This is a genomic window from Rhodococcus sp. NPDC056960, from assembly GCF_042674125.1.
Lineage (GTDB): Bacteria > Actinomycetota > Actinomycetes > Mycobacteriales > Mycobacteriaceae > Rhodococcus_F.
Genome location: NZ_JBHURF010000017.1, coordinates 85,924 through 109,538, shown reverse-complemented (window position 1 = coordinate 109,538; position 23,615 = coordinate 85,924). Strand labels below are relative to the sequence as shown.

Here is a 23,615-nt window from a genome sequence, read left to right as displayed (position 1 = left end):
CCCACCAGTAGGGTTCTTGAGGTTTGCTAGTGAAGCGTCTTCCATACTACGTCCCCGTTTTTCGCCATGGTTCCCATCGAGCAGTTGATTGTTACTCGATTTTCAGCGTCCCTGTCCCGCCACCTTGCGACGAGGCACCCGTCGCGAACCGCAACGGTGAGGTCTTCAGCCCATGCGAGGCGCTCGTCGAGCGGATTGAGCACGGTAGCGACCACAGCCGGTACGCCGCCCGTGCAGTACCCACCGACCAACCATGACGGCTCTCTCGATTCGAGCCGGGACGACCACCATCCGAGGCCGAGTTCGGCGTCACCGCGCACCTCGTACGGGATCAGGTCACCGCTGGCGGCGTGGACCAGCTGGAGAACCGGCTCCCCGTCGCGGCTGGCCACGTGGCCCGCCGCGACCGGTGTGACGTCCAGCGACGGCGACAGCGGCCACGACGTGCGCACCTCGTGGCATCCCCGGCCGACGACGAGATCGACGACCAGGACGCTGCAGCGATCCGGCGGCGCGACGACCCACCTTCGATGCACCACCGGCTTCGAGAGCCGACGGTAGCCGCTGTGTTCGGCATCGACGACACCGCGCTCGAGGTCGACCGACCGAACCCGCACCCGGGCGTGCTCGGTCCACAGAAACGGCCCGCCGACCACCGACTGGTCCAGTCCGTCGACACACACGGTGGCATGAGCACGAGTGCCCCGATGAGCAACGCGCCAGTCGGGGTGCCGGTAGTAGCTGCCGGTGCCGGGATCGCCGATCACGTCCTCGCCGTCGATGCTCAGCGTCACCGAGAGGGCGTCGGCGTGCCCGTGTGCCGCCAGCGAGAGGTATCCCAGCGGGCCGACGTCGGCAGTCAGCCGACGAGCTCCCGCGCGAAGCACGACGAGCCCGCCGTGCGGAGCGAAGAAGCCATGCGAACCGGGGTCCGGGACCGCGCCCGACCCGGAAAGAGATTCTGTGCGAGCGTAGTTCATCCAGGCCGCCGACAGCGTCGTGCGGCCCACCCGACGTGCAGCCATATTGCCGGTCACCGCGCCGACAGTGCCGAGATGATCTCTGACCGTGCGCAACGGCTCGGCGCCGAGCCGGAGCGCGAAGCCCTCGTCGTCGTCGCCATAGCGTGGCGCCGGGTCACGATCACCGACGAGTGCTGCGATGAAATCGCCGCTCCGATCGACGGCCGCGATCAATTCCGCGGGCGGCCGACCGTCGCGAAGGGTCAGCAACGCGGCCACGGTGAGAAGAAGTTCCGACGTGAAGATCTGGTATCCCATTGCCTGCTCGGCGCCTGCGCCGTCGGGCAGGATCTGCCGCGCGGCCTCGGCCGACAACACGCGAATCGCGTCCCTCTCCCAGCACGCGGACCCGGCCAGGTCCGGCAGAAGAATCGCGATTGTGGCCAGACCTGCCATTTCCCCGACGAGGTGGTTGTTCGCCGAGCTGAACCGCGAACGCTCGTCCCAGCAGCGACGGGCAGACTCGGCGAGCACATGGACGACGGCCCGAAATCGCGCGGTTGTCAACGCCGGCGAATCCCGTAGACCCTGGAGTGCCACCGCGATGGAGATCGAGCGGATCCCCGCCTCGAAGGCACCCCGCCATCCGATGCCGATGCCCGGCGGATTCTGCTCGATCCACGAGTCGAGTTGACGAAACGCCTCGTCAGCGAATCGCTCGTCATCGGTGAACAACCACGCCTGGGCGAGCCAGGGAAGATGCTGGAGTCTATTGAGTTCCCAGATCCACTTCGGATCGCCGGCCGCGGTGCGGTGGTCGATCTTGGATGCGGGCACGACAGGCCAGCCGACATTCGAATGTGGGTCGTAATGCCAGTCGATCGGCTCCGGCAGAGTCACTTCCGGGTACCCGAAGTAGGCAAATCGGTGACCGGCCACGCGCTCGGCAGCCGCGATCACCTGCCCGACCCCGGCCGGATGTTCCCGCGCGATGACGGCCGCCCGGTCACGGTCCAGAAGCGCGGGCCTGCCGACGCATTCCCGGAATCGCGCCAATGCGGCGTCCCAGTCGGCCTCGGGTGTGCCGAACACGTCAGCGTCACTTTTCGCACCGTGCCCGCCGCGCGGAAGCATGCTCCGGGCGGCTCGACTCGTACGCCAAGCCACCTCGCGTGCGCTCATCGACTGCAATCGGCGCACGCGCCAAGGAAGTTGACTCACGGTGTACTCCATGCGGGTACGGGAGCGTCGTGCGGCAGATGACGGTGCGGTAGGTGACAAGGTGCCGTCGAGCGTGTCAAGCTGAGTCGGTGTCCGGCACTCTCGCCTCGCGGCGTTTCGGCCGCCTCCGGTTCGCCCTGACGACGGTCGTTACGGCCGTTGGACTGATCGCCGCGTGCGCTGTGCCCGTCGAAGAGCGTCCCGCGCCCGCCACTGCCGATCCGAACTCCCTGACCTTCCCGAGGACTGCAACCTATTTCCTGAATCAGCAGGATCTTCCGCCCGTCGAGGAGCTTTCTCGATATGACGTGGTGGTCATCGACAACGAATGGGCGAACCGGAAGCCGCGCGAATACTTCGACGAGCTCCGTCACGCCAATCCCCGTCTCCGGTTGCTCGCCTACGTGAACGTCGTCGACCATCCCGATCAACTCGGGACGCCGGCGTACTGGGCCAACCGATACGCGCTGTGGCAGTTCGACCGGAACGGTGACAGCGCGTTCCCGAAACCATGGCTGGCGCACACGAAGGATGGCGCGCCGGTCAGCGAGTGGCCGGAGTCGACGATGACCAACCTCACGGACGAGGCGCCACAGGTAGACGGCCAGATCTTTGCGGAGTACGCCGCGAACTGGGTGGTGGACGACGTCTGGTCTTCGGGTGTGTGGGACGGCATCTTCCTGGATGTCTGGGGCGACCGGATCTACAGTGCGGACCGCGATCACTGGGACATCGATTCCGATGGAACCGACGAACCGGATGATTCGATCTACGGGCTCGGCAACCCCTGGGAGCGCGGCGTGAATCGGGCAGAAGCGATCATCCGGCAACGAATTCCGAATGCCATCCTGGTCGCGAACGGGGACCGGACACTGCTGAAGCAACAATTGGACGGCCGGGCGTGGGAGAAATTCGCCGACTCCACCGCCGACCGGAATCCCATGTTCGACATCGAGCAGTACGTCAGCCTGACCGCCGAAGGGGACCACCGTCGACCCGGCCTCGCGATGACGATCGACAGGCTGGGTGCCGCACCGCATTCGGCACAGGATTTCCAGCGCGCCCGGTACTTTCTGGCGGCGACGTTGCTCCAGGACGGATTCTGGGCCCCGATGGGCGCCGACTACGACGAGATGGCGTACTTCGACGAGATGGACGGCGGCGGACTCGGCCCGGGTTACCTCGGGCATCCACTGGTGGCCGGCCCGTCGCCCGCCGCCCTCAACGATCCGTACACGGACGGGGTCGGTTCGCTGGGTCACGGCCTCTTCCGTCGCGACTTCGAGCACGGAATCGTGCTGCTGAATACCGATGACAAACCACGAGAAGTGCACCTCGAGAAACCGTTTCGCCGAATTCAGGGCGTGCAGGATCCGAGCACCAACAACGGGGCCACCGTCACGTCGGTGACCCTCCAACCGAACGACGGTCTCGTGCTCTCGAGCGAGAACCCATGACCGCATTCGGTCCCTCATCGCATCACACGCTCGGCCGCGAACAGCCGCGCGTAGAAGTCCGTGAGTGCCCGGCGCGACGTCTCCCACGACAGCTGCTGCTCCACCCGCGCCCTGCCCAGTTCGCCCATCCTGCGACGCTTCAGCGGGTCCCGTAACAGCTCGTCGATCCCTGCTGCGAAGACCGCCTCGTCGTTGGCCGGGGCGTAGACGGCGGACTCCCCCGCCGACACTCTGGATTCGACGAGGTCGAACGAAACGAGTGGCCGACCCATCGCCATGTATTCGACAACCTTGTTCATCGTCGATACGTCGTTCAACGGATTGCGTGGATCCGGCGCGAGACAGACATCTGCGGTCGACAGACACCGCTGCACGAACTCGTCGGGGACCCGGCCGGTGAATTCGACCATGTCCGTGAGTCCCAGTTTCTCACTGAGGGCCACCATGTCGTCGAAGGAGTCTCCCGCTCCCATGAATATGCAGTGGAGATCGTCCCGCCCGAGGCGGTCCCGCAGGTGCGCGAGGGCGCGTAACGCATAGTCGACGCCGTCCTGCGGACCCATCACACCCAGATACGCCGCGAGATACTGCTTGCCGCGCTTCAGATTCGGATCGGGGTCCCGGCGGACGAACCGACTCAGATCGGGTGCGCTCCGGACGACGGTAACCCGCTCCGGTGCCAGGCGACCGCGCTCGAGTGCGACCCGACGGTAGCTGTCGTTCGTCGAGATGACTGCGTCGGCGGTGGCGAATGTGAGCCGCTCCAGTAACCGGGTCGCCCAATAGAGTACCGGGCCGCCTCCGGGAAACCGGGACAGAAAGAGTTCGGGCACCAGATCGTGGTGGTCGAACACGAACCGGGTACCGGCCGGACGGAGCAGCGCAGCGACGAGGAACAGCAGATCGGGCGGATTGCAGGCGTGGACGGCGTCGACCGGATCGTCACGCCCCACCCGAAGAGCGAGCCTCGTGGTGTGCCACAACGCCAGTCCATACTCCCGCAGATAGCCCAGCGGGCCACCTTCCGCAGCACGGAGCGGGTAGCGGAGAATGCGGACCCCATCGATCGTGACGTCCGGCTCGACGTCCTGGGTCACCCCCATCGGGCATATCACCGTGACGCGGTGGCCGGCCTCGACCAATGCGCTGCTCTCCTGCCACACCCGACGGTCGAACGGGACCGAAAGGTTTTCCACCAGAATCAGAATGTGCCGACTCATCACACCTCCACAACTTCGGTGAGCAAGCGCTCGAAGCCTCGCGCCGTGTCTTCTATCCGGTAACGCTGTTCCGCCCGTGCACGCCCGGATCTCCCCTGTCGTGCGCGTAGTCCCGGGTCCGCCGCCAAGGAGAGGAGCCGCTGCGCCATCGCATGTGCATCTCCGACCGGAACCACGTATCCCTGTTCACCATCGGTGACCATGTCGCGCAGGCAACCGCAATCGGTGACCACGAGTGGCACAGCCGCGGCCATGGATTCGATCGCGATGATCGGCACTCCCTCGTGCACCGACGACAGGCAGGACACGTCGAGCCCCGGCAGGAGTTGTCGCACATCCCGGCGCACCCCCATGAATCGCGTGCGGTCGGAGATTCCGAGTTCGGCGGCAAGAGTGTGTAGCTCATCCTCGCGTTCGCCACCGCCGATCACGACCAACCGGACCCGGACATCGGACTCCGCCACAGCAGAAATGGCTTCGAAGAGCACCTGGTGCGCCTTCTGAGCACTGAGCCGACCGACGATACCGACGATGAAGTCCTGATGGTCGAGACCGAACGCGGCCCTGGCACGCTCACGGTCCGTGTTGCTCGGCAACGGCGGCAGCACGATCCCGTTGGGAATGACCACCTCGCGCGTGCGGCGCCAGGCGAAGCGTCCTACCCCTTCTTCCCGGCGCAGGTACTCGCCCTGTCGAGGGGCGAGTAGGACGAGCGCGCTCGACAGCCACAACGTTTCCACGGTGGACCGCGGCAGGCAGCGCTTGCCGACGGACGTCAGGTCCATGTCGTGGACCGCAACGATGTTGGCACTCACCCCGGCGAGTCGCGCCGCGATCCGCCCCAACGCCAGTGCTGCCCGATGGTGATGAGTAACCACTACCGCGTCCGTGTGATCGCGTCGCAGGCTACGGATCAATCGTGACAGGGTGCGAACGTCGTAGCGCCCCGTGCGGTCGAGGACTTCGACATCGAATCCCGCGCTCCGGAACTCCTCGCCGAGCGGCCCCGCCTCGCGCAGGCAGATCAGGCGCGGTCGTACCACCCGCGGATCGAGATTCCGGAACAGTTCCAGCATCAGGAGCTCGACGCCCCCGACGAACGTCAGGTCCAACACCAGACTGAGCCGGATCGGCCTCGTCGAACGACGTGGGCGCCGCCCCGCCACCTCCTCGAGCGCGCGTTCGCTCTCGGCGACGCTGGCGCGCAGACTGAACTCGGATTCGACTCGGATTCGCGCTGCCAGGCCCATGTCCCTGGACTTCTCGGTCTCCGTCAACACTCGCATCAGCCTCTCCGCGAGCGCCGTCGGCGCACGTGGGGGCACGAGAAATCCGGTCACACCCTCCGAGATCATCTCCGGCACGCCGCCGACCGCGGTGCACACCGCGGGCCGACCGGTGGCCATCGCCTCGAGCAATGCCATCGGAAAGCATTCCACGCTGTACGAGCTCAGGACGAAGACGTCCATCACTCCGAGCAGCTCCCGCACATCCGGACGCGAGCCGGTGAACACGACACGGTCGGCAATGCCCAGCTCACCGGCCAGCCGTTCCAGATCGCCGCGCATCGGCCCGTCCCCGACGACCAGGAATTTCGCGGCAGGCAGCTCGTCGATGACCTGCCGTGCCGCGCACAACAACGTGGCATGGTCCTTCTCGGGACGAAGCGCGGCCAGAATTCCCACCACCCGGTCACGGCCGCCGATCCCGAGCTCCGCGGCCGCTGTCCGGTCTCCGATCGGATCGAACTCTGCGGGATCCACCCCGTTGTGAACGATCCGGATCTTGCCCGGCGGGATGTGCAGATCGTCTACCAGATACGGAACCTGCAATTTCGCCACGCCGAAATAGGCGCTCGTGACCGGGCCGAGCGCGCGGTCGACGATCCGCCGAAGCACGCTCCTCGTGGTGGTCTCACCACAGTTGTGAACCCAGACGACCGTCCGGGGAACTCGCGCCAGGACAGCAGCGACACGACCGAGGGTCTCGGCGTTGAAGCCGCGCACGATCATGATGTCCGGGGCAATCCTGCGCGTCTCCCGCACGAGGTCGCGAAGCGCACCGACCACCTGAAACTTCGTTCGCCGCAACGCCACGGCGGGAACATCACCCGCCGCCAGGGCCGGAAACAGCTCCCCTTCGCTCCCGATGCAGATGACGCTGGGCTCGAACCTCTTTCGGTCCAGCCGCGGGAACAACGTCGCGACATGCCGCTCGGCTCCACCCACGCGGAGGTCCGGCACCACATACAACACGCGCAGTGGGCGATCGGGGGTCATCGCAGCACCTCGCGGTAGAGGGCATCGAACCGGCGCCAGACGACGTCGACGTCGAACTCGGATCGGATGCGCTGCAACGCCTGGGTTCCGAGTTCGGTGCGGGCATCGTCGTCGTAGACGACATGACGCAACGCCTCCGCCAGTGCATCGACGTCGTCAACCGGAACCAGCACCCCGCAACGGTCGTCGATCAGTTCGGGAATGCCCCCCACGGCGCTGGCGACGACGCACACCCCGTGGGCCATCGCCTCGAGTATCGCCATCGGCTGGCCCTCGTTGCGCGACGGCAGGGCCAGGACTTGGGCGCTCGCCAACAATTCGGGCACCCGGTCCGGAGCGAGCCATCCGAGCACCGTGACGGTGCTACCCACCGACAGCTCTTCGACCCTTTCCCGCGCGCGCTGTACTTCACCGTCGCCGGCGATCGTCAGTCGCGCACGCCCCTTGCCGTCGCCGATCATCTTCGCCCACGCTTCGAGCAGGGTGAAGGTCCCCTTGCGATCGCCGACGCAGCCGAGGAACAGAACGTGCACCGGTTCTCCTCCGGACGGCTGTCGTACCGGACGGCAAGGCCGTATCGCATTGGGAACGGAGACGATCTTCGCCTGCGGCGCGATCCGTCCGAGTCGCTCAACCCACCGGTCGCCGAGTGCCACGACCACGTCTGCGCTGGTGAGGGTCGCGCGGATGATCGCCTTCAGTGGGCGCGGCGATCGGTCGTAGAACAGGTGGAAATCGGAACCGTGTACGTGCATCACAACCGGCACCCGAAAGATTCGGCAAATCCACGTGAGGATGGCCTTTCGGATGAAGCTGCCGGCGACGGAGGTATGAAGGTGAACCACATCGGGCCGGTCGAAGACCAGAGCGGTCACGAACGCGCCCAGCCCCCTCACGAACGCCCCGATCCTCGTGGCGACCGACCCGTTCCGGTGGGTACTGACATGACGAATGTTCCACAGCTCCCACAGCGGAGTGGCTTGCATCGTTCGGACGAAGCTCGCTACCCCGCCCCGGGTGGATGTGCTGGTCGATGCCCACAGGGCCCGCTGCCGGTTCATGTGCGTACCTGTGCTGGTATCGATACGGACCCGAGTCCATGCGCATCCGATGTCACGAGGTTCTCAGGGGATCGATCGGCCCATCCGATCGTGATTCCGACGAGCAGCATCACGACCGCGTTCGGAAAGTCGAAGAACCGCAGATCCACCGTGAGACCGGAGATTATGAGCACGATGAAGGCCATGATCGCCACAAGCGCCAGACGCCTTCCGCACAGGCCGTCGGCCGGCAGCACCCGGTATGCGTGGAAGAGACCACAGGCCAGGAGAAGAAGCACGGCGAGCCACAACGTCAACCCGATCAGACCCAGTTCGGCCGCGATGCCGAGCTCGTTGAAGTGGGACGCGATTCCGAACCCGCGAATCCACGGCACATCGGGCGCCCACTGCTGGTGATGGTACGTATTCATCGCGGTGAATCGCCCGATCCCCCATCCTGCCAACGGTTTCTCCTGGATCGCCCAGATCGCCGTCTTCGCGGTATTGAGCCGATCCTGCAGTTCGTCGGGCGAGCCGACGCCACCCGCGGAACGATCGCTACTCGTGAAGGCCGACCATTTGACGGTCACGGCGGCCGCGGCGACCCCGCCTGTCGTGACGAATCCCGTTCGAAATCCCTTGGCAGACACCGCTCCGATCAACACCACGACAGCGAATGCCAGCCAGACGACTCGCGTGTGCGTCAGATAGACGCCGTACGCGGACGCTACCGCGATAGCGGTGGCCAGAATTCTGCTCCACCGGGGTTCGCTGCGTGTTGCGGCCAGGAGGAGTGCGACGATGAAAGCGAGGATCAACACCACGCCGTTGACCACGGGCTGGTCGAAGATGCCGACTGCTCGCCCCACCCAGCTGGGCGACGCGACGATGTAGCGGGGCCACACGAGTGCAGTCGGACCGTGAAATTGCAGGATGCTCACCGCCGCCGAGTAGGCCCCGAGCGTCAGAATCGTCCACAGAAGTAGCCGGACTGCGGACACCCGGTCGAACGTGGCCCGCCCCACGACGAATACCGTGAACGGAATGATAGCGCCGGTCAGCACGAATCGCGGCACGGAGAGTTCTGCGCCGGAGAGCGGGATCACGGAGCCGTAGGGGTGCGAGGAGAACATCGACATCACGTTCCACGTGACGTAGAGAACCATTGCACACTCGATGGCGCCCAGACGCGGAGTGCGGTCGGCCCCCCGGGCAATCCAGATCGCCCAGGCGCCCACCACCCCGAGATACGCCAGGACGAAGGGATCCACCGGCAGGATGCTGGGTGTAGCCACCCGGAGAAATGTGGTGACCAGCAGCAGAAGCACCGCGACCACCGGATCACGCAGCCCGGCGAAGACGAGAGCACTGCCGACGGCGCCGAGTAAGAGAAGCACACCGAAGTGAGTCGGTACCTTTACCACGGCCGCAAACACGACGAGCACGGCGACGGGAAACGCAACGCCCGGCATCCATCGTGAGACCGATCCACCCGTGGACGAAACGCTGGTGGGGTCGGCGAGGTGCGGAGTCCTGCTCATCGTCGTCAGGTCACGGATGCGCGGTCTGATCCGAAGCGGACTCGCGGACCTCGACCAGGTCGACCGTATCCAAGTCGTCGGAGTCGGCCGACTCCGCCGGTGGCGGGGCCGGCACACTGCGTGGCGCGCATCGAGGATCGATGATGACGGCGCCGAGCAATCTCGATTCCACCTGTCCGAGCAGCCGGCACGCCTCCACCGTTTCGGGGACGCGCGTGGTGCCCCGCTCGACGACGAGCACTACCGCATCTGCCGCCGCGCACATCACCTGCGCCTCAGCAGCTTCCGTGATCGGCGGAGCCTCGACGACAACCACGTCTGCGACATTGTGCGCGTGGTGGAGAAGATCGCCGAACCGCTCACGAGTGAACAATGTGTAGGGATCACCGTGCTCTGTCCCGGTCGGCATTTCCGGTACAGCGCCTGGTGCCGACACCAGGATGTACCCAGCGATCCCGGGTCGCCTGACGGCGGCGAGAAAATCGGCGACGCCAGGAGATCCATCGACATTCGTCATGCGCTCGGAGCTGCGCAGATCCGCCCGCAAGATCAGGCAGCGTTCACCCTGAATCGCCCTGTGCTCAGCGATTGCCCGCATCACCTGTGCAACACCTTCCGTCCGTCGCGGCGCGGTCACCACAAGCGTTGCCGGACGGGGAAGATCGGCCAAACCGACAATGTTTGCCAACCGTCGGAATTGTTCCTCGCGACGATGCTCCGCGCGCGGTTTCCCGCCGCGCGGTACCTCGACCAAGGTCTCCACACCAACCTTGCCACGCACGTCGTCGGCGGTCGTGAGGCGCTTCGACACCGCATCCAGCGCAAGAGCCGCAACGCACCCGAGTATGAGTCCACCGAACAGCCCGAGCACTGCGTTCCGCATCAGAGATGGACTCTCCTCGGCGACGCCTGCGGAGAGCTGCTGGTCTTGCAGCTCGTTTGTCGTGTCCAGTTCGATCGCAGTGATCCGGTCCTGGAGTTGTGCCATTGCGACGGGGTCCGCCTGAGGGGACGAACGCAGCTGGTCCAGCTGTTGCCTGAGCTCGTCGAGGGTGCTCGCCCTGCCGGCAAACCTGACGGCGTTGACGTCGTCGCGGAAAGCCCCGGCCATCAAGGTTGCCGCGGATGCCGCGGTCTCCGGGTCGTTCGCCGTGGCGTCGATGTAGAGGATCGGACTCGCGGCGGCCATGCTGGCCGCGAAGGCTACGTCGTCGGGAACACCTGCTCGCGCCCGGATACTCTCCTGATAGGGCTCGTTGTTGAAATAGTCGACGTACCCCACCACGAGGATTGCGTCCTGCTCGGGAGCCCGGCCCGGCGAGGAGACGATCAGCGCCGCCCTGCCCGTATAGCTGGTCCCGGCTTCCTTCACCGCTGCGACCGCGCCGAGGACTGCTAACGCCGTGATGAGGAGAACCAACACACGACGGCGCCAAATACGCTCGATCTGAACGTTCAATGTGCTGGTCACGTGTCCCTCCCACCAACGGGTTGCGGAGAATCGCGCATCCCCGCTGCGATGTCGGCCGACTCGGCACACAATCGTCCAACCCAGGGTGCCGATCCAAAGTGTCGACTTTGCGATTCCCGACCTGGAGATTAATTTACAACATCAATGAGGACTTGCGGTATGGTTTTGACGGACTTTCCATATTTGGCGTTCAGGCGCATAGAGCCGAGTAGCATCGACGGCCAGAGGTGAGATCGTTGGATCTTCCGAGAACAAGAGTTGCAGTCGTCGCGGCCGTCAGGTTCCACCTGCGGCCGCTTCGCCGGATTCGTGTTCCACGCCGCACTCCGGCCTTGCGCCTCGGCCCCATAGGCGTCGCCGGGCACCAAGTAGCGCTCCGGTCCCCGCTGCTGTCCGACGCAACCGCCTGGCGGGAAATTCGGCTGCGGGATCAGCGCCTGATCGAACCGTACTGGGTCAGTTCCACACTGAGCTGGCCCGAGCGCCACACCGAGACGATGTGGGTGGATGAATGCCTGCAGTCACGTAAAGACGCCCGCGCCGGACTCACGCTGCCACTGGTAGTCGAGGTCGATGGGCGATTCGCGGGGCAATGCAATCTCGAGCGCATCGACGTGCGCACCAAGACCGCGGAGTTGGGCATCTGGCTCGACGCACAGGTGACCGGCAGAGGCGTTTGCTCAGTCGTGGGCGTGCTACTCGCGGACTACGCGATCGATACCTTGGGACTGCGCCGAGTGACCGCGCCCATCTGTGTGGACAACGCTCCGGCCGCGAAGCGGGCTCAGGGCATGGGCATGAAGCGCGAGGGCACGATCGCCGCCTTCCTCGACGTCGGCGGCCACCGAAGAGATCACGACATGTGGGCAATCACGTCGGATATGTGGGCGCTCACCTCGACCATGAGGGAACCACAATCCGACGACATCCAACGTTGACGCACCCCGACCACCGCATTCGGTAGCGCGCGATTCGACCGGAACACGAACGGCGCGTTACCGTTCCGTTGTCCGGTGCGGTTGTTCCGACTCCAGGAGGGTGAACACGCGCTCGAACGCCCCCCTACTCGCGCACACCTGCGCGCGTGCCTCCGCACGCAGCTCGGGACGCAGATCCGGAGCGGCCCGCCACATACGGGTGATCGCACGCGTGAGTCGTTCGTCGAGCCCGTCCTCGGCGAGCTGTACCAACTCGACGCCGCCGGGGAACATCCCGCTCAGACCACCGAGCTTGTCGTCGTAATAGCGCGAAGTAGACAGTCCCACAACCGGAATTCCTTGGGCGAGAGCGAAAACCGCAACGTGGTAAGCGCCGGTGACGAGGACACGACACCGAGCCACTTCCGACACGAGGTCTCGGGCAGTGGCGAAGCGACCCAACGTGGGTCTCACGACCGGGAACCCGTCGACCAGCGGCATCGTCGAGCGACGATCCTCGGCCTCGTATTCCGAGACGATCAGCGGGACGAGACCAGCGTCGACCGTACCGGCGAACCCCCTGACCACGCGGCCGACTACATCTTGCGCCCTGCCCGTGACCGGGGAATATCCGGCAACGCGAAGGCATACCCCGATGTCTGACCCGATCGAATCGGATTGCATGTCGTAAGCCAGTTCCACCGCGTCGTCGCCGGTGACCACGATCCTTTCGGCGGACACACCGAGCGACCGTAAGAGCGCCGGACCGCGCACTCCCTCCCGGACCGCGATGAGGTCGACCTTCGGCAAGACCCGTGCGGCATGCGCAAGTATGTGATCACCCGTGATCGGCCCGATGCCCTGACCACACATCGCGGTCGGTATCTGCAGGTCAGCCGCGCGCTCGAGCAGGTCGAGGGTCCGGTGGGCTTGGTAGGGATCCACGTCGGTCATGTAGCCCCCACCCATGGCGAGCACGAGTGAGGCATCGCGGACGGCCATCGGAATGCGCGGAATGCGCCCGGTTTCGTCAGGCACCGGGACCGAGCTACGAAGGGAGTCACGAACCCTGCGCGCGTATCGCCGCGGACGATCAGAGGCAGCCCACCAGCCCTCCGATACCGGGCCGACCAGCTGGGGTCCCGCATACGCAGGTACCTGCCACCAGGGTCCGGATCGCGACCATCTGCTCCCACGGCGATAGGTGACGGGCTCGGCAGCCGGAGCGTACGCACGCAACAGGGACGGCGCGTAGGTCAGGACGCCGAGCCGGGCACCGGGCCATCGTTCGCTCAGTCTCCTGACGGTGACGTCGAGGATGGCGAGATCGCCTCGATTGGTGAGCCAGTACTCCCCGTTCTCGATCAGCACACGCACAGTCGAACTGTCGATGCCAGTCATATCGGCCTCATAGTTCGCCATTGCTGTCCTCGAGAGTCCGGAGAGATCGTGTACGGCTACAGTCTCGCGCGAGAACGCGGGGCCGACAACAGTCGCGTCAGCTGCAGCCGGGGAATGGATTCCGATCGACGCCGCTTGCGAGTACATCCCGACGGGGAGAGACTCGTGTCGACAGTACCGCAGACTTGAAGACGCTGCACCCCTCCACACCCCGGAGTTCGGCTATGTCGAATGCACCCGATGACGGCTCGGCCCGCCGATCGTTCACGCGCTCCAACGAGCTGCAGTCCCGGCTCAACAGATTGGTCCCGGGCGGCGCGCACACCTACGCGCGCGGTCCCGACCAGTATCCGGACTTCATGGCCCCCGTCCTCGTCCGCGGTTCAGGCGCGCGTGTATGGGACGCCGACGGAAACAGCTTCATCGAGTACGGCATGGGTCTGCGATCGGTGACGTTGGGGCACGGCTACCGTCCTGTCACCGAAGCCGTATCCGCAGCGATCGCCGACGGGACCAACTTCAGCAGGCCGACGGAACTCGAACTGCACGCCGCGGAAGACTTCCTCGAACTGGTTCCCGCCGCAGACATGGTGAAGTTCGCCAAGAACGGTTCGGACGTCACCACCGCCGCCGTCCGCCTCGCACGAGCGGTAACGGGTCGGGAGATGGTGGCCATCTGCAATCAACCCTTCTTCTCGATCGACGACTGGTTCATCGGTACCACAGCGATGAACAACGGTGTCCCCACCGACGTCGCCGCCAAGTCCGCCGGTTTCGCGTTCAACGATCTCGCTTCGCTCACGGCGCTCTTCGACGGGAACCCCGGTCAGATCGCTTGTGTCATCCTCGAAGCCGCCACTGCGACGGCGGAGCCGGACCCGGGCTTCCTCCAGGGTGTCCGCGCCCTCTGTGACCGGCACGGCGCACTGTTGATCTTCGACGAGATGATCACCGGATTCCGATGGGCAGCCGGCGGCGCACAGTCGCTCTACTCGATCGAACCCGATCTGTCGTGTTGGGGAAAGGCCATGGGCAACGGCTTTCCGATATCAGCCCTTGCCGGCAAACGTGAGTTCATGGACTTGGGGGGCCTGAACACGGACAGCGAGCGGGTGTTCCTCCTGTCGACCACGCACGGGCCGGAGCGCGGTGGACTGGCAGCTTTCCGAGCGGTCGTTCGCGCCTACGCCACCGAGGACCCAATCTCGCACATGATGCGGTCGGGACAGCGTTTGGCCGACGGTGTCAACACGGCCGCGGCAGAGCTGGGCATCGCAGACTACGTCCAAGTGATCGGCCGACCGTCCTGCCTCGTCTTCGTCACCCGAGACCCCGAACGTCAACCATCGCAGGAGTTCCGCACGCTCTTCCTCCAGGAACTGCTGTCGGGCGGAGTGCTCGGCCAATCGTTCGTCACATCCGCAGCGCACACCCGAACGGACATCATCCACACCATCGAGGCAACGCGAGGCGCATTGCAGATCTACAGCAAGGCGATCGAATCCGGGAGTGTGGCGGGATTCCTGCGCGGCCGGCCGGTCGCACCCGCCCTCCGCCGGTACGCCGCACCCCGCAGGATCGGCACATCCCACTAGTTCGTCAGCAGCAGAATCGCTTTCGCCGACGAAGAAATCTGATGGCAACCACAAAATTCGTCCGAGCGTCCGGTGATACCGGAGTGGCCGAGCCGTATCGGCGTCCCCACCCGAGGGAGACACGTCGAGACCCTGAAAAGGGTTCTGCAAAGCCAGAATTGCGAGTCCTCTCCTCGTCCACGACCAGCGAGCCCCGAAAAGGACGGCCGAGGTTCATTGTCGGTGTGTCGACCCGTTCACCTCGGTGCGGGCTGTACGGATGTCTACACTGAAGATCGTGGGCCGATCTCCGTCCTCGACTGATTCTTCGTGGTCAGAGGTCTCGGCCGGGGAACCCGCACATCAGTTTGCAGAAGGTCTCGATCGACATGTCTCAACCACCGGGCGAGTCCTCGAACCACTGGCCACCGCCGGAAGACCGAGCCAGAGTGCACTGGAACATCGAGCGGGAACTGCGTGAGGAACTGTTGGCCAGCACCCCCCGACACGCGCGAGGCCGTACTCGCGACGTGCACAACCGCCTGTTCGACGAGGTTCCGTGGCATCGAGCGCACGTCACGGTCGCCGCCTCCGAAGAAGCGTTCGAAGAAGGATGATTCCAACAGTACGGGGCACTGACCAGGCCGACCGACACGCTGGTCGACGTCGGCTGCGGACGAGGGGGCTGATTCGGCGATTCGCGCCGGCCGTATGCGAATGCATCGGCATCGACGCCTCGGACGCGATGGTGCAACTGGCGAACCAAGAGCGCCCGGCCAACGCACGGTTCATGGTCGGTAGCGTACTGAGCCCCCCGCTACCGCCGTCCTCGGCCGATTTCGTGGTGAGCCGTCAGGTCATGGAGCATCTGCACCCCGACGATGTCCCCGGGCACCTGGCCGCGGTTCGGAAGATTCTGCGACCCGGAGCGCGCTTTCTCATCGAAACACCCAGCCGGCTGACCGGTCCATGGGACATTTCGCGCGGCTTCACTCCTGTGGCCACGGGCTTCCACCTTCGGGAGTACACCAACGGGGAGATGGGTGCCATGCTTCGCGATGCCGGCTTCCGGCGCGTGCGCAGCCGTGCCGTGCCGAGTCGGATATTGATACACCTCGGCAGGGCAAAGCGTCATGCTTACGTGCCGGTCGCGATCAAGGCAGCCATCGAGCGTCTGCTGCAGGCGGCTCCGCTATCAGTTCGCACGAAGATCGCCGGCCCCCTGTCGGTGCGTGAAGTCATCTTGATTGCCGAGCGTAAGTAACGCGCACCCCGCTGACCTCGAATTCTGGGGCACCTCCTACAGCGCCGCCTCGTCCGTGGCGCACCGGAAGCCGGTGTGGAACACGACTCCAGTGGGTTGCATAGGTTCCCGGTAGTAGCCCTCTTTGTAGTAGACGGTGCTCGTGCCGGGAATCAGGGTGCGCACGAAGTAGGTGTCGGAGCCGGTGGTGAACGTCTGCGGTACGCCGTTGAGCCACAGCTTGATCCAGCCGGTGGCGTCCGATGCCGACCAGTTGATCTGCATCGTCACGTCATGCCACCGCCCCACGTCCAGGGGCGTCTCGAAGAGGGTGAGTGTTTCCAGATAGGCGCCGGGCACGGACTGCTTCTGGACGACCAACGACCAGTATCCGTCCCGCTGGCCCACCGACCATGCGACCGGAGGACTTCCGACGCCGACGTCCTGGTGCCACTGGTTCGTCAGCCCCCAGCCCAGGGTGGCGTGGTTCTGAGGAAACGCCGGGTCGAATTTGGTGGAGAACCGATACCAGCGTGTCTGGCCCTCGAAGCCGCCGGTGTCGTTCCCGGCCGCCACTTCGGAACGCTCACCGCCCCCGAACGACGGGACGTCACCACTCCGAACCTCGAAACGGGCCGACCTGCCGTAGGTCGGGTCCGGGACGATGCTCGCCGAATAACTGGGAACGTAACCCGTTCCCGGGCCGTTGTAATCCTTGGTCTGCACCGACGGCCATTGGGAGAAATCCCCGCTGCTGTAGTCGCCCGTGAAGAGCCGCGCCGCCGCGGGGATGATCGGCACCGCGCCTGCCTCTGGCGTCACCGCGAGCGGTGTGACCGTGGCGGAGATGACGACGGCCGCAGCGGCCGCGAGTGAACGAAGCGCGGGATGTAAGTGGAACATGGTGGCTCCATCGATATGGGTGAGCGCTGCCTCCACAGCCTTCTCTTGGCCCCCGACACAGACAAGAGAGCAATGTCACTTCGATCGAGACTACCCAGCCTGACCCCCAGAAGCTAGGGGCTCACGAGCCGGTTCCAGCGCTGGTTAGGCACTCAGCGCAGCAGACGCCGCGACGCGAACTGCCGGAAGTAGACCAGCTTCGACGGCTCGACCAGACCGGGAAGGATGAAGTACCAGACCCGTTCCATGCGTCGTGGAAGGTCGTCGAAGGCACCCGTCGCGGTCGCGACGACATGCGCCCCCAGCAACGACCCCAGCAGGAAGGCGGACAGCGTTTCGGTGGAGACGTCGTCCTCCGCGAGAATGTCGCCCTCTTCGACGGCTCTCGCCACCAGCCGCTCGAAACCCTGCTGCCACGAGGACACCACGTTGCCGTGCGTTCCCTGGTAGTCACCGATCTCGTGCTGGAGCCGCAGCATCGCGGCGACGATCGGATCCGCACTTGCCGCTTCGATCGCGACATAGGACAGCGCGACGAGCGCTTCCAGGGCCGGCGTCGGCCCGTCGCTGACGGACGTCATTCCCGCAGTGAGCCGGATCTGGCCCTCGTCGATCACGCCGCGAGCCAGGTCTTCCTTGGAACTGAAATGGAAGTACAACGCGCCTTTGGTCACTCCGGACTGCTCGATGATCTCGTTGAGACCCGCGTTCGCATAGCCCAGTCGTAAGAACACGTCGGCCGCCGCCATGAGGACCGAAGCCCGAGTTACCTCTGCTCGAACCTGTCTCGCCATCGACTGCCTCCCGAACAACCCCCCCGACGGGGCGCAAACTCCAGCGAACCCTAGCACTTGACAGGGTCCGCCCTCCGGATGTTGAACCGCGAGTCGGAAAACGAGAACATGTTCACCGAGGGGCGGAATGCGACCGATCGGTACCCAGCTGGGGATCCGCCTCGAGATTGGTCAACCCGTTCCAGCACAGGTTGACGAGGTGCGCGGCAACGACCTCCTTCGGCGGCGTCCGCTCGTCGAGCCACCACGTCGCGGTGGTGGACACCATCCCGACCAGCGCCTGCGCGTAGAGCAACGCCAGATCCGGATTGAACCCGCGCCGCGCGAAGTCGCCGGCGAGGATGTGCCCCACCTGACCGATGGCCTCGTTGAGCAGGCTCGAATACGTGCCGTCCGGCGCCGCCACCGGAGAGTCGCGGACGAGGATGCGGAATCCGTCGGTGTGCTCCTCGACGTACGTCAGCAACGCCAGCGCCACCCGCTCGACCCGGATCCGGGACCGATTCTGCTTCAGCGAGGACGTCACCATCTCCAGCAGCCGCGACATCTCCCGATCCACGACCACGGCATAGAGGCCTTCCTTGCCGCCGAAGTGCTCGTAGACGACGGGCTTGGACACGTGCGCCCGCTGGGCGATCTCCTCGATCGACGTCGCCTCGTAGCCCCGCTCGGCGAACAGGGCTCGACCGATCTCGATCAACTGCTCCCGGCGCTGGGTGCCGGTCATCCGGGTGCGCACGGCCCTCTCGGGGGTCGCGTCCACGTCCGTGGGTCGGGGCACCGGGGGCACCATCCTTTCCTGACACGCGCGACGACGAAGCGCCGCGGGCGGCGTAGAAACACTGCAGGTAGCACCCACTCTATCGGGGCGGCCGACACGAATTTCGGAAGCGGTTCGACGGGCGGCGGGTCGGCATGCGAGGATTCTCTCGCGCAAACGGGCGTGACACCCCGTGTGTGTGGCAATCCGCCGTAGTGTAATGGCAGCACCTCTGATTTTGGTTCAGATAGTTCAGGTTCGAGTCCTGGCGGCGGAGCGAAGCCTGCAGAGCGAATTCCTGCAGGTGGAGCTGTCGAGAACAGCAACAGCAGAATGACCCAGAGGGAGCTTCATGCCAGTGCAGACCGCCGTGGTCGTCCTCGCCGCCGGTGCAGGAACTCGGATGCGGTCGAAGACCCCCAAGGTGTTGCACACCCTGGGTGGACGCACGATGCTCGCGCATTCGCTGCACGCCGCCGCGGAAGTCGACCCGGCGCACCTCGTCGCCGTCGTCGGTCACGACAAGGAACGCGTCGGGGTCGCCGTCAGCGCCCTCGAGTCCGAACTGGGTCGCCCGATCGCCGTCGCCGTCCAGGAAGAGCAGAACGGCACCGGACACGCGGTCGAATGCGGCCTGTCGGCGCTGCCCGCCGATTTCCGCGGCACCGTGCTCGTCACCGCCGCCGACGTCCCGCTCCTCGACGGCCACACCCTGCACGCTCTCGTCGACGAGCATCGCAGCGAACCGACCCCGGCGGCGGTCACGGTGCTGACGTTCACCGCTCCCGAGCCCCGGGGTTACGGACGTATCGTTCGGCTGCCCCACGACGGCGAGATCGCCGAAATCGTGGAGGAAGCAGACGCCACCGAGGAGCAGGCGGCCATCACCGAGGTCAACGCGGGGGTGTACGCGTTCGACGCCGAGTTCCTGCGCTCCGCGCTCGGGCAGCTCAACGCGGACAACGCGCAGGGCGAGCTGTATCTGACCGACGTCATCAAGATCGCGCGGGAGGCCGGCGCTCCCGTCTTCGCCGCCCACCTGTCCGACTCGGCGAAGGTCGCGGGAGCCAACGATCGCGTCCAGCTGTCGCGGCTGGCCGCCGAACTCAACCGCCGCACCGTCGAGAACTGGATGCGCGCAGGCGTCACCGTCGTCGATCCGTCGACCACGTGGATCGACGTCGGTGTGACGCTCGGCTGCGACGTCACGATCCATCCGGGCGTGCAACTGCTCGGCACCACCACCGTGGGCGAGGACGCCGTGATCGGCCCCGACACCACCCTCACCGACGTGTCGGTGGGCGAGGGTGCCAGCGTCGTGCGGACCCACGGCTCGGAATCGACCATCGGCGCCGGCGCCACCGTCGGCCCGTTCTCCTACCTGCGGCCCGGCACCGTCCTCGGTGCGTCCGGCAAGCTCGGCGCTTTCGTCGAGACGAAGAACGCCGACATCGGGGCGCACTCCAAAGTTCCTCACCTGACGTATGTGGGTGACGCCACGATCGGCGAGTACAGCAACATCGGTGCGTCGAGCGTGTTCGTCAATTACGACGGCGTCGCCAAGAGCCGTACGGTGGTGGGGTCGCACGTCCGGACCGGGTCGGACACCATGTTCGTCGCTCCGGTACAGGTCGGTGACGGTGCTTACACCGGCGCCGGCACGGTGCTGCGTTTCGATGTACCACCGGGGGCACTCGCGGTCTCCGGTGGGAAGCAGCGCAATATTGACGGCTGGGTGCAGCGAAATCGGCCCGGTACGCCCGCTGCCGAGGCGGCGTCCGCCGCGTCACCGCACCACAGTTCAAATCTGCACGAAACCGAGAAGCAAGATTTAAAGGATGGCATAGAGCAGTGACCGCGAATTGGATCGACAACCAGAAGAACCTCATGCTGTTTTCTGGTCGCGCGCATCCGGAGCTGGCCGAGCAGGTGGCGAAGGAACTCGACGTGCGGGTCACCCCGCAGACTGCCCGTGACTTCGCGAACGGCGAGATCTTCGTCCGTTTCGAGGAATCGGTCCGCGGCTCCGATGCCTTCGTGCTGCAGAGCCACCCGGCCCCGCTGAACACGTGGGTGATGGAACAGCTGATCATGATCGACGCGCTCAAGCGCGGATCGGCCAAGCGCATCACCGCGATCCTGCCGTTCTACCCGTACGCCCGCCAGGACAAGAAGCACCGCGGTCGTGAGCCCATCTCGGCTCGCCTGATCGCCGACCTCCTGAAGACGGCGGGCGCCGACCGCATCATCACGGTCGACCTGCACACCGATCAGATCCAGGGCTTCTTCGACGGCCCCGTCGATCACATGCACGCCCAGGGACAGCTCGCGGAGTACATCCGCGGCAACTACGGCACCGAGAACATCGCCGTCGTCTCCCCCGACTCCGGTCGTGTCCGGGTCGCCGAGAAGTGGGCCGACACCCTCGGTGGCGCGCCGCTGGCGTTCATCCACAAGACGCGCGATCCGCTGGTGCCCAACCAGGTGAAGTCCAACCGCGTCGTGGGTGACGTCGAAGGCCACACCTGCATCCTGATCGACGACATGATCGACACCGGTGGAACCATCGCCGGCGCCGTGAAGATCCTCAAGGAGGCCGGCGCGGGCGACGTGATCATCGCCGCCACGCACGGTGTCCTGTCCGATCCCGCGGCCGAGCGCCTCGCCGCGTGTGGTGCCAAGGAAGTCATCGTCACCAACACGCTGCCGATCGACGAGTCGAAGAAGTTCCCGACGCTCACGGTGCTGTCCATCGCGCCGCTGCTCGCTCGCACCATCAAGGAAGTTTTCGAGAACGGCTCGGTCACGTCGCTGTTCAACGGCAACGCCTAGGCTTCGCCCGTGCGCCTTTCTGGTTGCTCCAGCTACCAGAAAGGCGCACAGGCGTAGCCTTGCCCGTGTGTTCACCGGGATCCCCACCGCTGCCCTCGACTTCTACGAGGACCTCGAGGCAGACAACAGCAAGAGTTTCTGGACCGCGCACAAGAGCGTGTACGACGACTCGGTGCGCGCACCCATGACCGCACTGCTCGCGGAACTCGAACCGGAGTTCGGCGCGGGCAAGGTGTTTCGCCCCTACCGCGACGTGCGCTTCTCGAAGGACAAGACGCCCTACAAGATCCACCAGGGCGGATTCGTCGAGACGCGCCCCGGTGTCGGCTACTACGTGCAGATCGACGCCGCCGGGCTGTTCGTCGCGGGCGGCTTCTACTCGCACACCCCGCTCCAGGTCGGCCGCTTCCGGGACGCCGTCGACGACGACCGCAGGGGCCGCGAACTCGTCAAGCTCGTGAAGAAGGTGCGGTCGGCGGGTTTCGAGATCGGCGGCGACGTTCTCAAGACCCGGCCGCGCGGCGTCGCCGAGGATCACCCGCGACTCGACCTGATGCGTCACAAATCGCTCACCGCCAGCCGGGCGTACCTGTCCCCCGACTGGATCGAAACTCCCCGCGCCGCTGACGAAGTGCGCGCCGCGTGGCGTTCGATGCGACCGCTCGTCGAGTGGCTGACCACCGTCATCGGCGCCGGGGAATGAAACTTACCGGTCAGGAAAGTATGTGTGGCACACAGCGTTTGCGGAGCGCTTCGGGGGGCCTCGGCATGATCTTCGTCACGCTGGACCACAGAACCGCAGGTCGTACTTCCGGCGATGTGACCCGCACGCCCGAATTCCCCTACTGTGGCTCGTCGTGATCGACGCGCAGACTCTCTCCGGCCCTATCGATATCGCTGCAATTCGAAACGTCCGGCGTTGGTCGCCGGGAGCGTGCGTGTGGTGCGGAGACGACAACGCCGTCGAGATGTTCCGGAACGAACCTCGCTGTGGCACTTGCCGCGAGAAGGAATCGGTCATCGACGAGGCCCGCCGCTTCCTCGGCATGTACGGCCTGCGTCCGCTCGGTGGCACGTTGCAGTCGGACGACGACGAAGAGCGTGAGCACCGGGTCAACGCCCGCGATGCCCGCCGCGACCTCAACGAGATGAAGCTCGCGGAACTCCCCGACCCGGCGGCGGTCCGCAAGGCCCTGCGCCCCCGCGCGGCGAGCGTGGTGTCGGAGCCGCGTAGCACCGCGCATTCGGGAACGTCGAGCGCCACCACCTCGAGCCGTCCGAGCACGTCCCGTACGTCCGCCACGCCGCCGGTCGCGCCGGTGCGCACCGACGCCGTCGACGTCGCCGCCCTGGAAACCCGGGTCACGGGCCTGCTCGATCAGCTCTCGGCCATCGACGCTCAGATGAACCTCATCGGCGAACCGGCCGGCCTCGCCGCGCGTGCCCGGATCAGCGACCTCGAGAAGCAGCGCGCCACGGTGCTCCGCACTCTCGCGGCCCTGGAGAAGGCCCGGATCGCGGCCGGCCAGTAGGCCGCACTATTCGGACTGCGGCCGGGTGATACCCTCGCCCTTCATGCAGCCCGCCTCCTCACCCACCGCGCTCGTCATCGACGCGAAGAAGCCGCCGATGGGCCCGATGCTGGTGACACCCAACGCCCGCATCAACGGATTTCCCGTACCGCTTCGGTGGGGGCGCAACGTCATTCCGGCACCGCCCGGTGTGCATCACATCCAGATCTTCGTGCCGTGGATCGTGGAGCAGGGCAAGGCGCAGATCACCGTCGACAACCGGTACCAGCCGGCACCGCCCGTGTACTACGCGTCGCCGTTCAGCAGTTTCAGCAGGGGCGCCATCGATCACCGGCCGGTGAAGAACCCGGGGCTGCTGGGACTGCTGCTCATCCTCACACCGGTCCTCGTGCTGATCCTCGCCGTCGTGGCGTTCGCCCTCTTCGGGTAAGCATCCCTCGCCCACCATTGACACTTTGGCTGATGTGT

20 protein-coding genes and 1 tRNA gene are annotated in these 23,615 nt (G+C 65.7%); 11 read left to right on the top strand and 10 right to left on the bottom strand.

From position 1 onward, the window contains the following. Positions 1-26: 26 nt before the first annotated feature. Positions 27-2,054: an alginate lyase family protein gene (locus ACFTWF_RS26465; RefSeq protein ID WP_378464112.1), complete on the bottom strand. Its 2,028-nt coding sequence runs from the start codon at positions 2,052-2,054 to the stop codon at positions 27-29. 218 nt (positions 2,055-2,272) lie between these two features. Here ACFTWF_RS26465 and ACFTWF_RS26460 point away from each other — a divergent pair, with 218 nt between their 5' ends. Further along, positions 2,273-3,640, top strand: coding sequence for a putative glycoside hydrolase (locus ACFTWF_RS26460; protein WP_378464111.1), 1,368 nt, complete (start codon positions 2,273-2,275; stop codon positions 3,638-3,640). 14 nt (positions 3,641-3,654) lie between these two features. Here ACFTWF_RS26460 and ACFTWF_RS26455 read toward each other — a convergent pair whose 3' ends face one another. The 5 genes from ACFTWF_RS26455 to ACFTWF_RS26435 form a co-directional block, all read right to left on the bottom strand. Continuing rightward, positions 3,655-4,860 carry a glycosyltransferase family 4 protein gene (locus ACFTWF_RS26455; protein ID WP_378464110.1) on the bottom strand — a complete coding sequence of 402 codons (1,206 nt, stop codon included), beginning with the start codon at positions 4,858-4,860 and terminating at the stop codon, positions 3,655-3,657. Then, positions 4,860-7,139, bottom strand: a complete 2,280-nt coding sequence (locus tag ACFTWF_RS26450; protein WP_378464109.1) for a glycosyltransferase — start codon at positions 7,137-7,139, stop codon at positions 4,860-4,862. The genes ACFTWF_RS26455 and ACFTWF_RS26450 overlap by 1 nt, the downstream gene beginning before the upstream one ends. Then, on the bottom strand, positions 7,136-8,125 hold the full coding sequence (locus tag ACFTWF_RS26445) for a glycosyltransferase family 4 protein (RefSeq protein WP_378464207.1): 990 nt from the start codon (positions 8,123-8,125) through the stop codon (positions 7,136-7,138). Before ACFTWF_RS26445 ends, ACFTWF_RS26450 begins: the two co-directional genes overlap by 4 nt. 71 nt (positions 8,126-8,196) lie before the next feature. Next, the gene (locus ACFTWF_RS26440; protein ID WP_378464108.1) at positions 8,197-9,720 is read right to left on the bottom strand and encodes an O-antigen ligase family protein; all 1,524 of its coding nucleotides are present in this window, start codon (positions 9,718-9,720) and stop codon (positions 8,197-8,199) included. A 10-nt stretch (positions 9,721-9,730) separates the two neighbouring features. After that, positions 9,731-11,191, bottom strand: a complete 1,461-nt coding sequence (locus ACFTWF_RS26435; RefSeq protein ID WP_378464107.1) for a hypothetical protein — start codon at positions 11,189-11,191, stop codon at positions 9,731-9,733. Between the two features lie 227 nt (positions 11,192-11,418). Between ACFTWF_RS26435 and ACFTWF_RS26430 the strand changes: the two genes are divergently transcribed. Beyond that, on the top strand, positions 11,419-12,129 hold the full coding sequence (locus ACFTWF_RS26430; RefSeq protein ID WP_378464106.1) for a GNAT family N-acetyltransferase: 711 nt from the start codon (positions 11,419-11,421) through the stop codon (positions 12,127-12,129). Positions 12,130-12,186: 57 nt separating this feature from the next. Here ACFTWF_RS26430 and ACFTWF_RS26425 read toward each other — a convergent pair whose 3' ends face one another. Then, positions 12,187-13,530, bottom strand: a complete 1,344-nt coding sequence (locus ACFTWF_RS26425; RefSeq protein ID WP_378464105.1) for a polysaccharide pyruvyl transferase family protein — start codon at positions 13,528-13,530, stop codon at positions 12,187-12,189. 203 nt (positions 13,531-13,733) lie between these two features. On the opposite strand from ACFTWF_RS26425, the gene ACFTWF_RS26420 reads away from it, so the two are divergent. From ACFTWF_RS26420 to ACFTWF_RS26410, 3 genes are all read left to right on the top strand, one after another. Continuing rightward, positions 13,734-15,104, top strand: a complete 1,371-nt coding sequence (locus tag ACFTWF_RS26420; protein WP_378464104.1) for a glutamate-1-semialdehyde 2,1-aminomutase — start codon at positions 13,734-13,736, stop codon at positions 15,102-15,104. Between the two features lie 368 nt (positions 15,105-15,472). Continuing rightward, a complete protein-coding gene (locus ACFTWF_RS26415; protein ID WP_378464103.1) occupies positions 15,473-15,700 on the top strand; it encodes a hypothetical protein in 228 nt (75 codons plus the stop codon). Further along, a complete protein-coding gene (locus ACFTWF_RS26410) occupies positions 15,697-16,347 on the top strand; it encodes a class I SAM-dependent methyltransferase (RefSeq protein WP_378464102.1) in 651 nt (216 codons plus the stop codon). The genes ACFTWF_RS26415 and ACFTWF_RS26410 overlap by 4 nt, the downstream gene beginning before the upstream one ends. 36 nt (positions 16,348-16,383) lie before the next feature. Here the strand turns inward: ACFTWF_RS26410 and ACFTWF_RS26405 are convergent, their stop codons facing one another. The 3 genes from ACFTWF_RS26405 to ACFTWF_RS26395 form a co-directional block, all read right to left on the bottom strand. Next, a complete protein-coding gene (locus ACFTWF_RS26405) occupies positions 16,384-17,229 on the bottom strand; it encodes a polysaccharide lyase (protein WP_378464101.1) in 846 nt (281 codons plus the stop codon). Between the two features lie 152 nt (positions 17,230-17,381). Further along, complete coding sequence (locus tag ACFTWF_RS26400; protein ID WP_378464100.1) at positions 17,382-18,023, bottom strand: ScbR family autoregulator-binding transcription factor; 642 nt, start codon at positions 18,021-18,023, stop codon at positions 17,382-17,384. A 112-nt stretch (positions 18,024-18,135) separates the two neighbouring features. Continuing rightward, positions 18,136-18,750, bottom strand: a complete 615-nt coding sequence (locus tag ACFTWF_RS26395) for a TetR/AcrR family transcriptional regulator (protein ID WP_378464206.1) — start codon at positions 18,748-18,750, stop codon at positions 18,136-18,138. Between the two features lie 239 nt (positions 18,751-18,989). Here ACFTWF_RS26395 and ACFTWF_RS26390 point away from each other — a divergent pair. The 6 genes from ACFTWF_RS26390 to ACFTWF_RS26365 all read left to right on the top strand — a co-directional run bounded on the left by ACFTWF_RS26390 (position 18,990) and on the right by ACFTWF_RS26365 (position 23,577). Beyond that, positions 18,990-19,060: transfer RNA gene (locus tag ACFTWF_RS26390), tRNA-Gln, on the top strand. A 75-nt stretch (positions 19,061-19,135) separates the two neighbouring features. Beyond that, positions 19,136-20,638, top strand: coding sequence for a bifunctional UDP-N-acetylglucosamine diphosphorylase/glucosamine-1-phosphate N-acetyltransferase GlmU (glmU, locus tag ACFTWF_RS26385; protein ID WP_378464099.1), 1,503 nt, complete (start codon positions 19,136-19,138; stop codon positions 20,636-20,638). Beyond that, complete coding sequence (locus ACFTWF_RS26380; RefSeq protein ID WP_005238800.1) at positions 20,635-21,615, top strand: ribose-phosphate diphosphokinase; 981 nt, start codon at positions 20,635-20,637, stop codon at positions 21,613-21,615. The genes glmU and ACFTWF_RS26380 overlap by 4 nt, the downstream gene beginning before the upstream one ends. A 67-nt stretch (positions 21,616-21,682) precedes the next feature. Beyond that, positions 21,683-22,318 (top strand): DUF2461 domain-containing protein, encoded by a 636-nt coding sequence (locus tag ACFTWF_RS26375; protein WP_378464098.1) that lies wholly within the window; start codon positions 21,683-21,685, stop codon positions 22,316-22,318. Between the two features lie 154 nt (positions 22,319-22,472). Next, complete coding sequence (locus tag ACFTWF_RS26370) at positions 22,473-23,147, top strand: hypothetical protein (RefSeq protein WP_378464097.1); 675 nt, start codon at positions 22,473-22,475, stop codon at positions 23,145-23,147. Positions 23,148-23,172: 25 nt separating this feature from the next. Continuing rightward, entirely contained in the window at positions 23,173-23,577 is a 405-nt protein-coding gene (locus ACFTWF_RS26365; protein WP_378464096.1) for a hypothetical protein, read from the top strand. Positions 23,578-23,615: the final 38 nt, after the last annotated feature.

Bases quoted from the DNA above. Each gene is read 5' to 3' on its own strand.
- ACFTWF_RS26455 (WP_378464110.1), bottom strand. From the start codon at position 4,860: ATGAGTCGGCACATTCTGATTCTGGTGGAAAACCTTTCGGTCCCGTTC.
- ACFTWF_RS26450 (WP_378464109.1), bottom strand. From the start codon at position 7,139: ATGACCCCCGATCGCCCACTGCGCGTGTTGTATGTGGTGCCGGACCTC.
- ACFTWF_RS26445 (WP_378464207.1), bottom strand. From the start codon at position 8,125: ATGCAAGCCACTCCGCTGTGGGAGCTGTGGAACATTCGTCATGTCAGT.
- ACFTWF_RS26440 (WP_378464108.1), bottom strand. From the start codon at position 9,720: ATGAGCAGGACTCCGCACCTCGCCGACCCCACCAGCGTTTCGTCCACG.
- ACFTWF_RS26425 (WP_378464105.1), bottom strand. From the start codon at position 13,530: ATGGCGAACTATGAGGCCGATATGACTGGCATCGACAGTTCGACTGTG.
- ACFTWF_RS26420 (WP_378464104.1), top strand. From the start codon at position 13,734: ATGTCGAATGCACCCGATGACGGCTCGGCCCGCCGATCGTTCACGCGC.
- ACFTWF_RS26415 (WP_378464103.1), top strand. From the start codon at position 15,473: ATGTCTCAACCACCGGGCGAGTCCTCGAACCACTGGCCACCGCCGGAA.
- ACFTWF_RS26410 (WP_378464102.1), top strand. From the start codon at position 15,697: ATGATTCCAACAGTACGGGGCACTGACCAGGCCGACCGACACGCTGGT.
- ACFTWF_RS26405 (WP_378464101.1), bottom strand. From the start codon at position 17,229: ATGTTCCACTTACATCCCGCGCTTCGTTCACTCGCGGCCGCTGCGGCC.
- ACFTWF_RS26400 (WP_378464100.1), bottom strand. From the start codon at position 18,023: ATGGCGAGACAGGTTCGAGCAGAGGTAACTCGGGCTTCGGTCCTCATG.
- ACFTWF_RS26395 (WP_378464206.1), bottom strand. From the start codon at position 18,750: ATGACCGGCACCCAGCGCCGGGAGCAGTTGATCGAGATCGGTCGAGCC.
- glmU (WP_378464099.1), top strand. From the start codon at position 19,136: ATGCCAGTGCAGACCGCCGTGGTCGTCCTCGCCGCCGGTGCAGGAACT.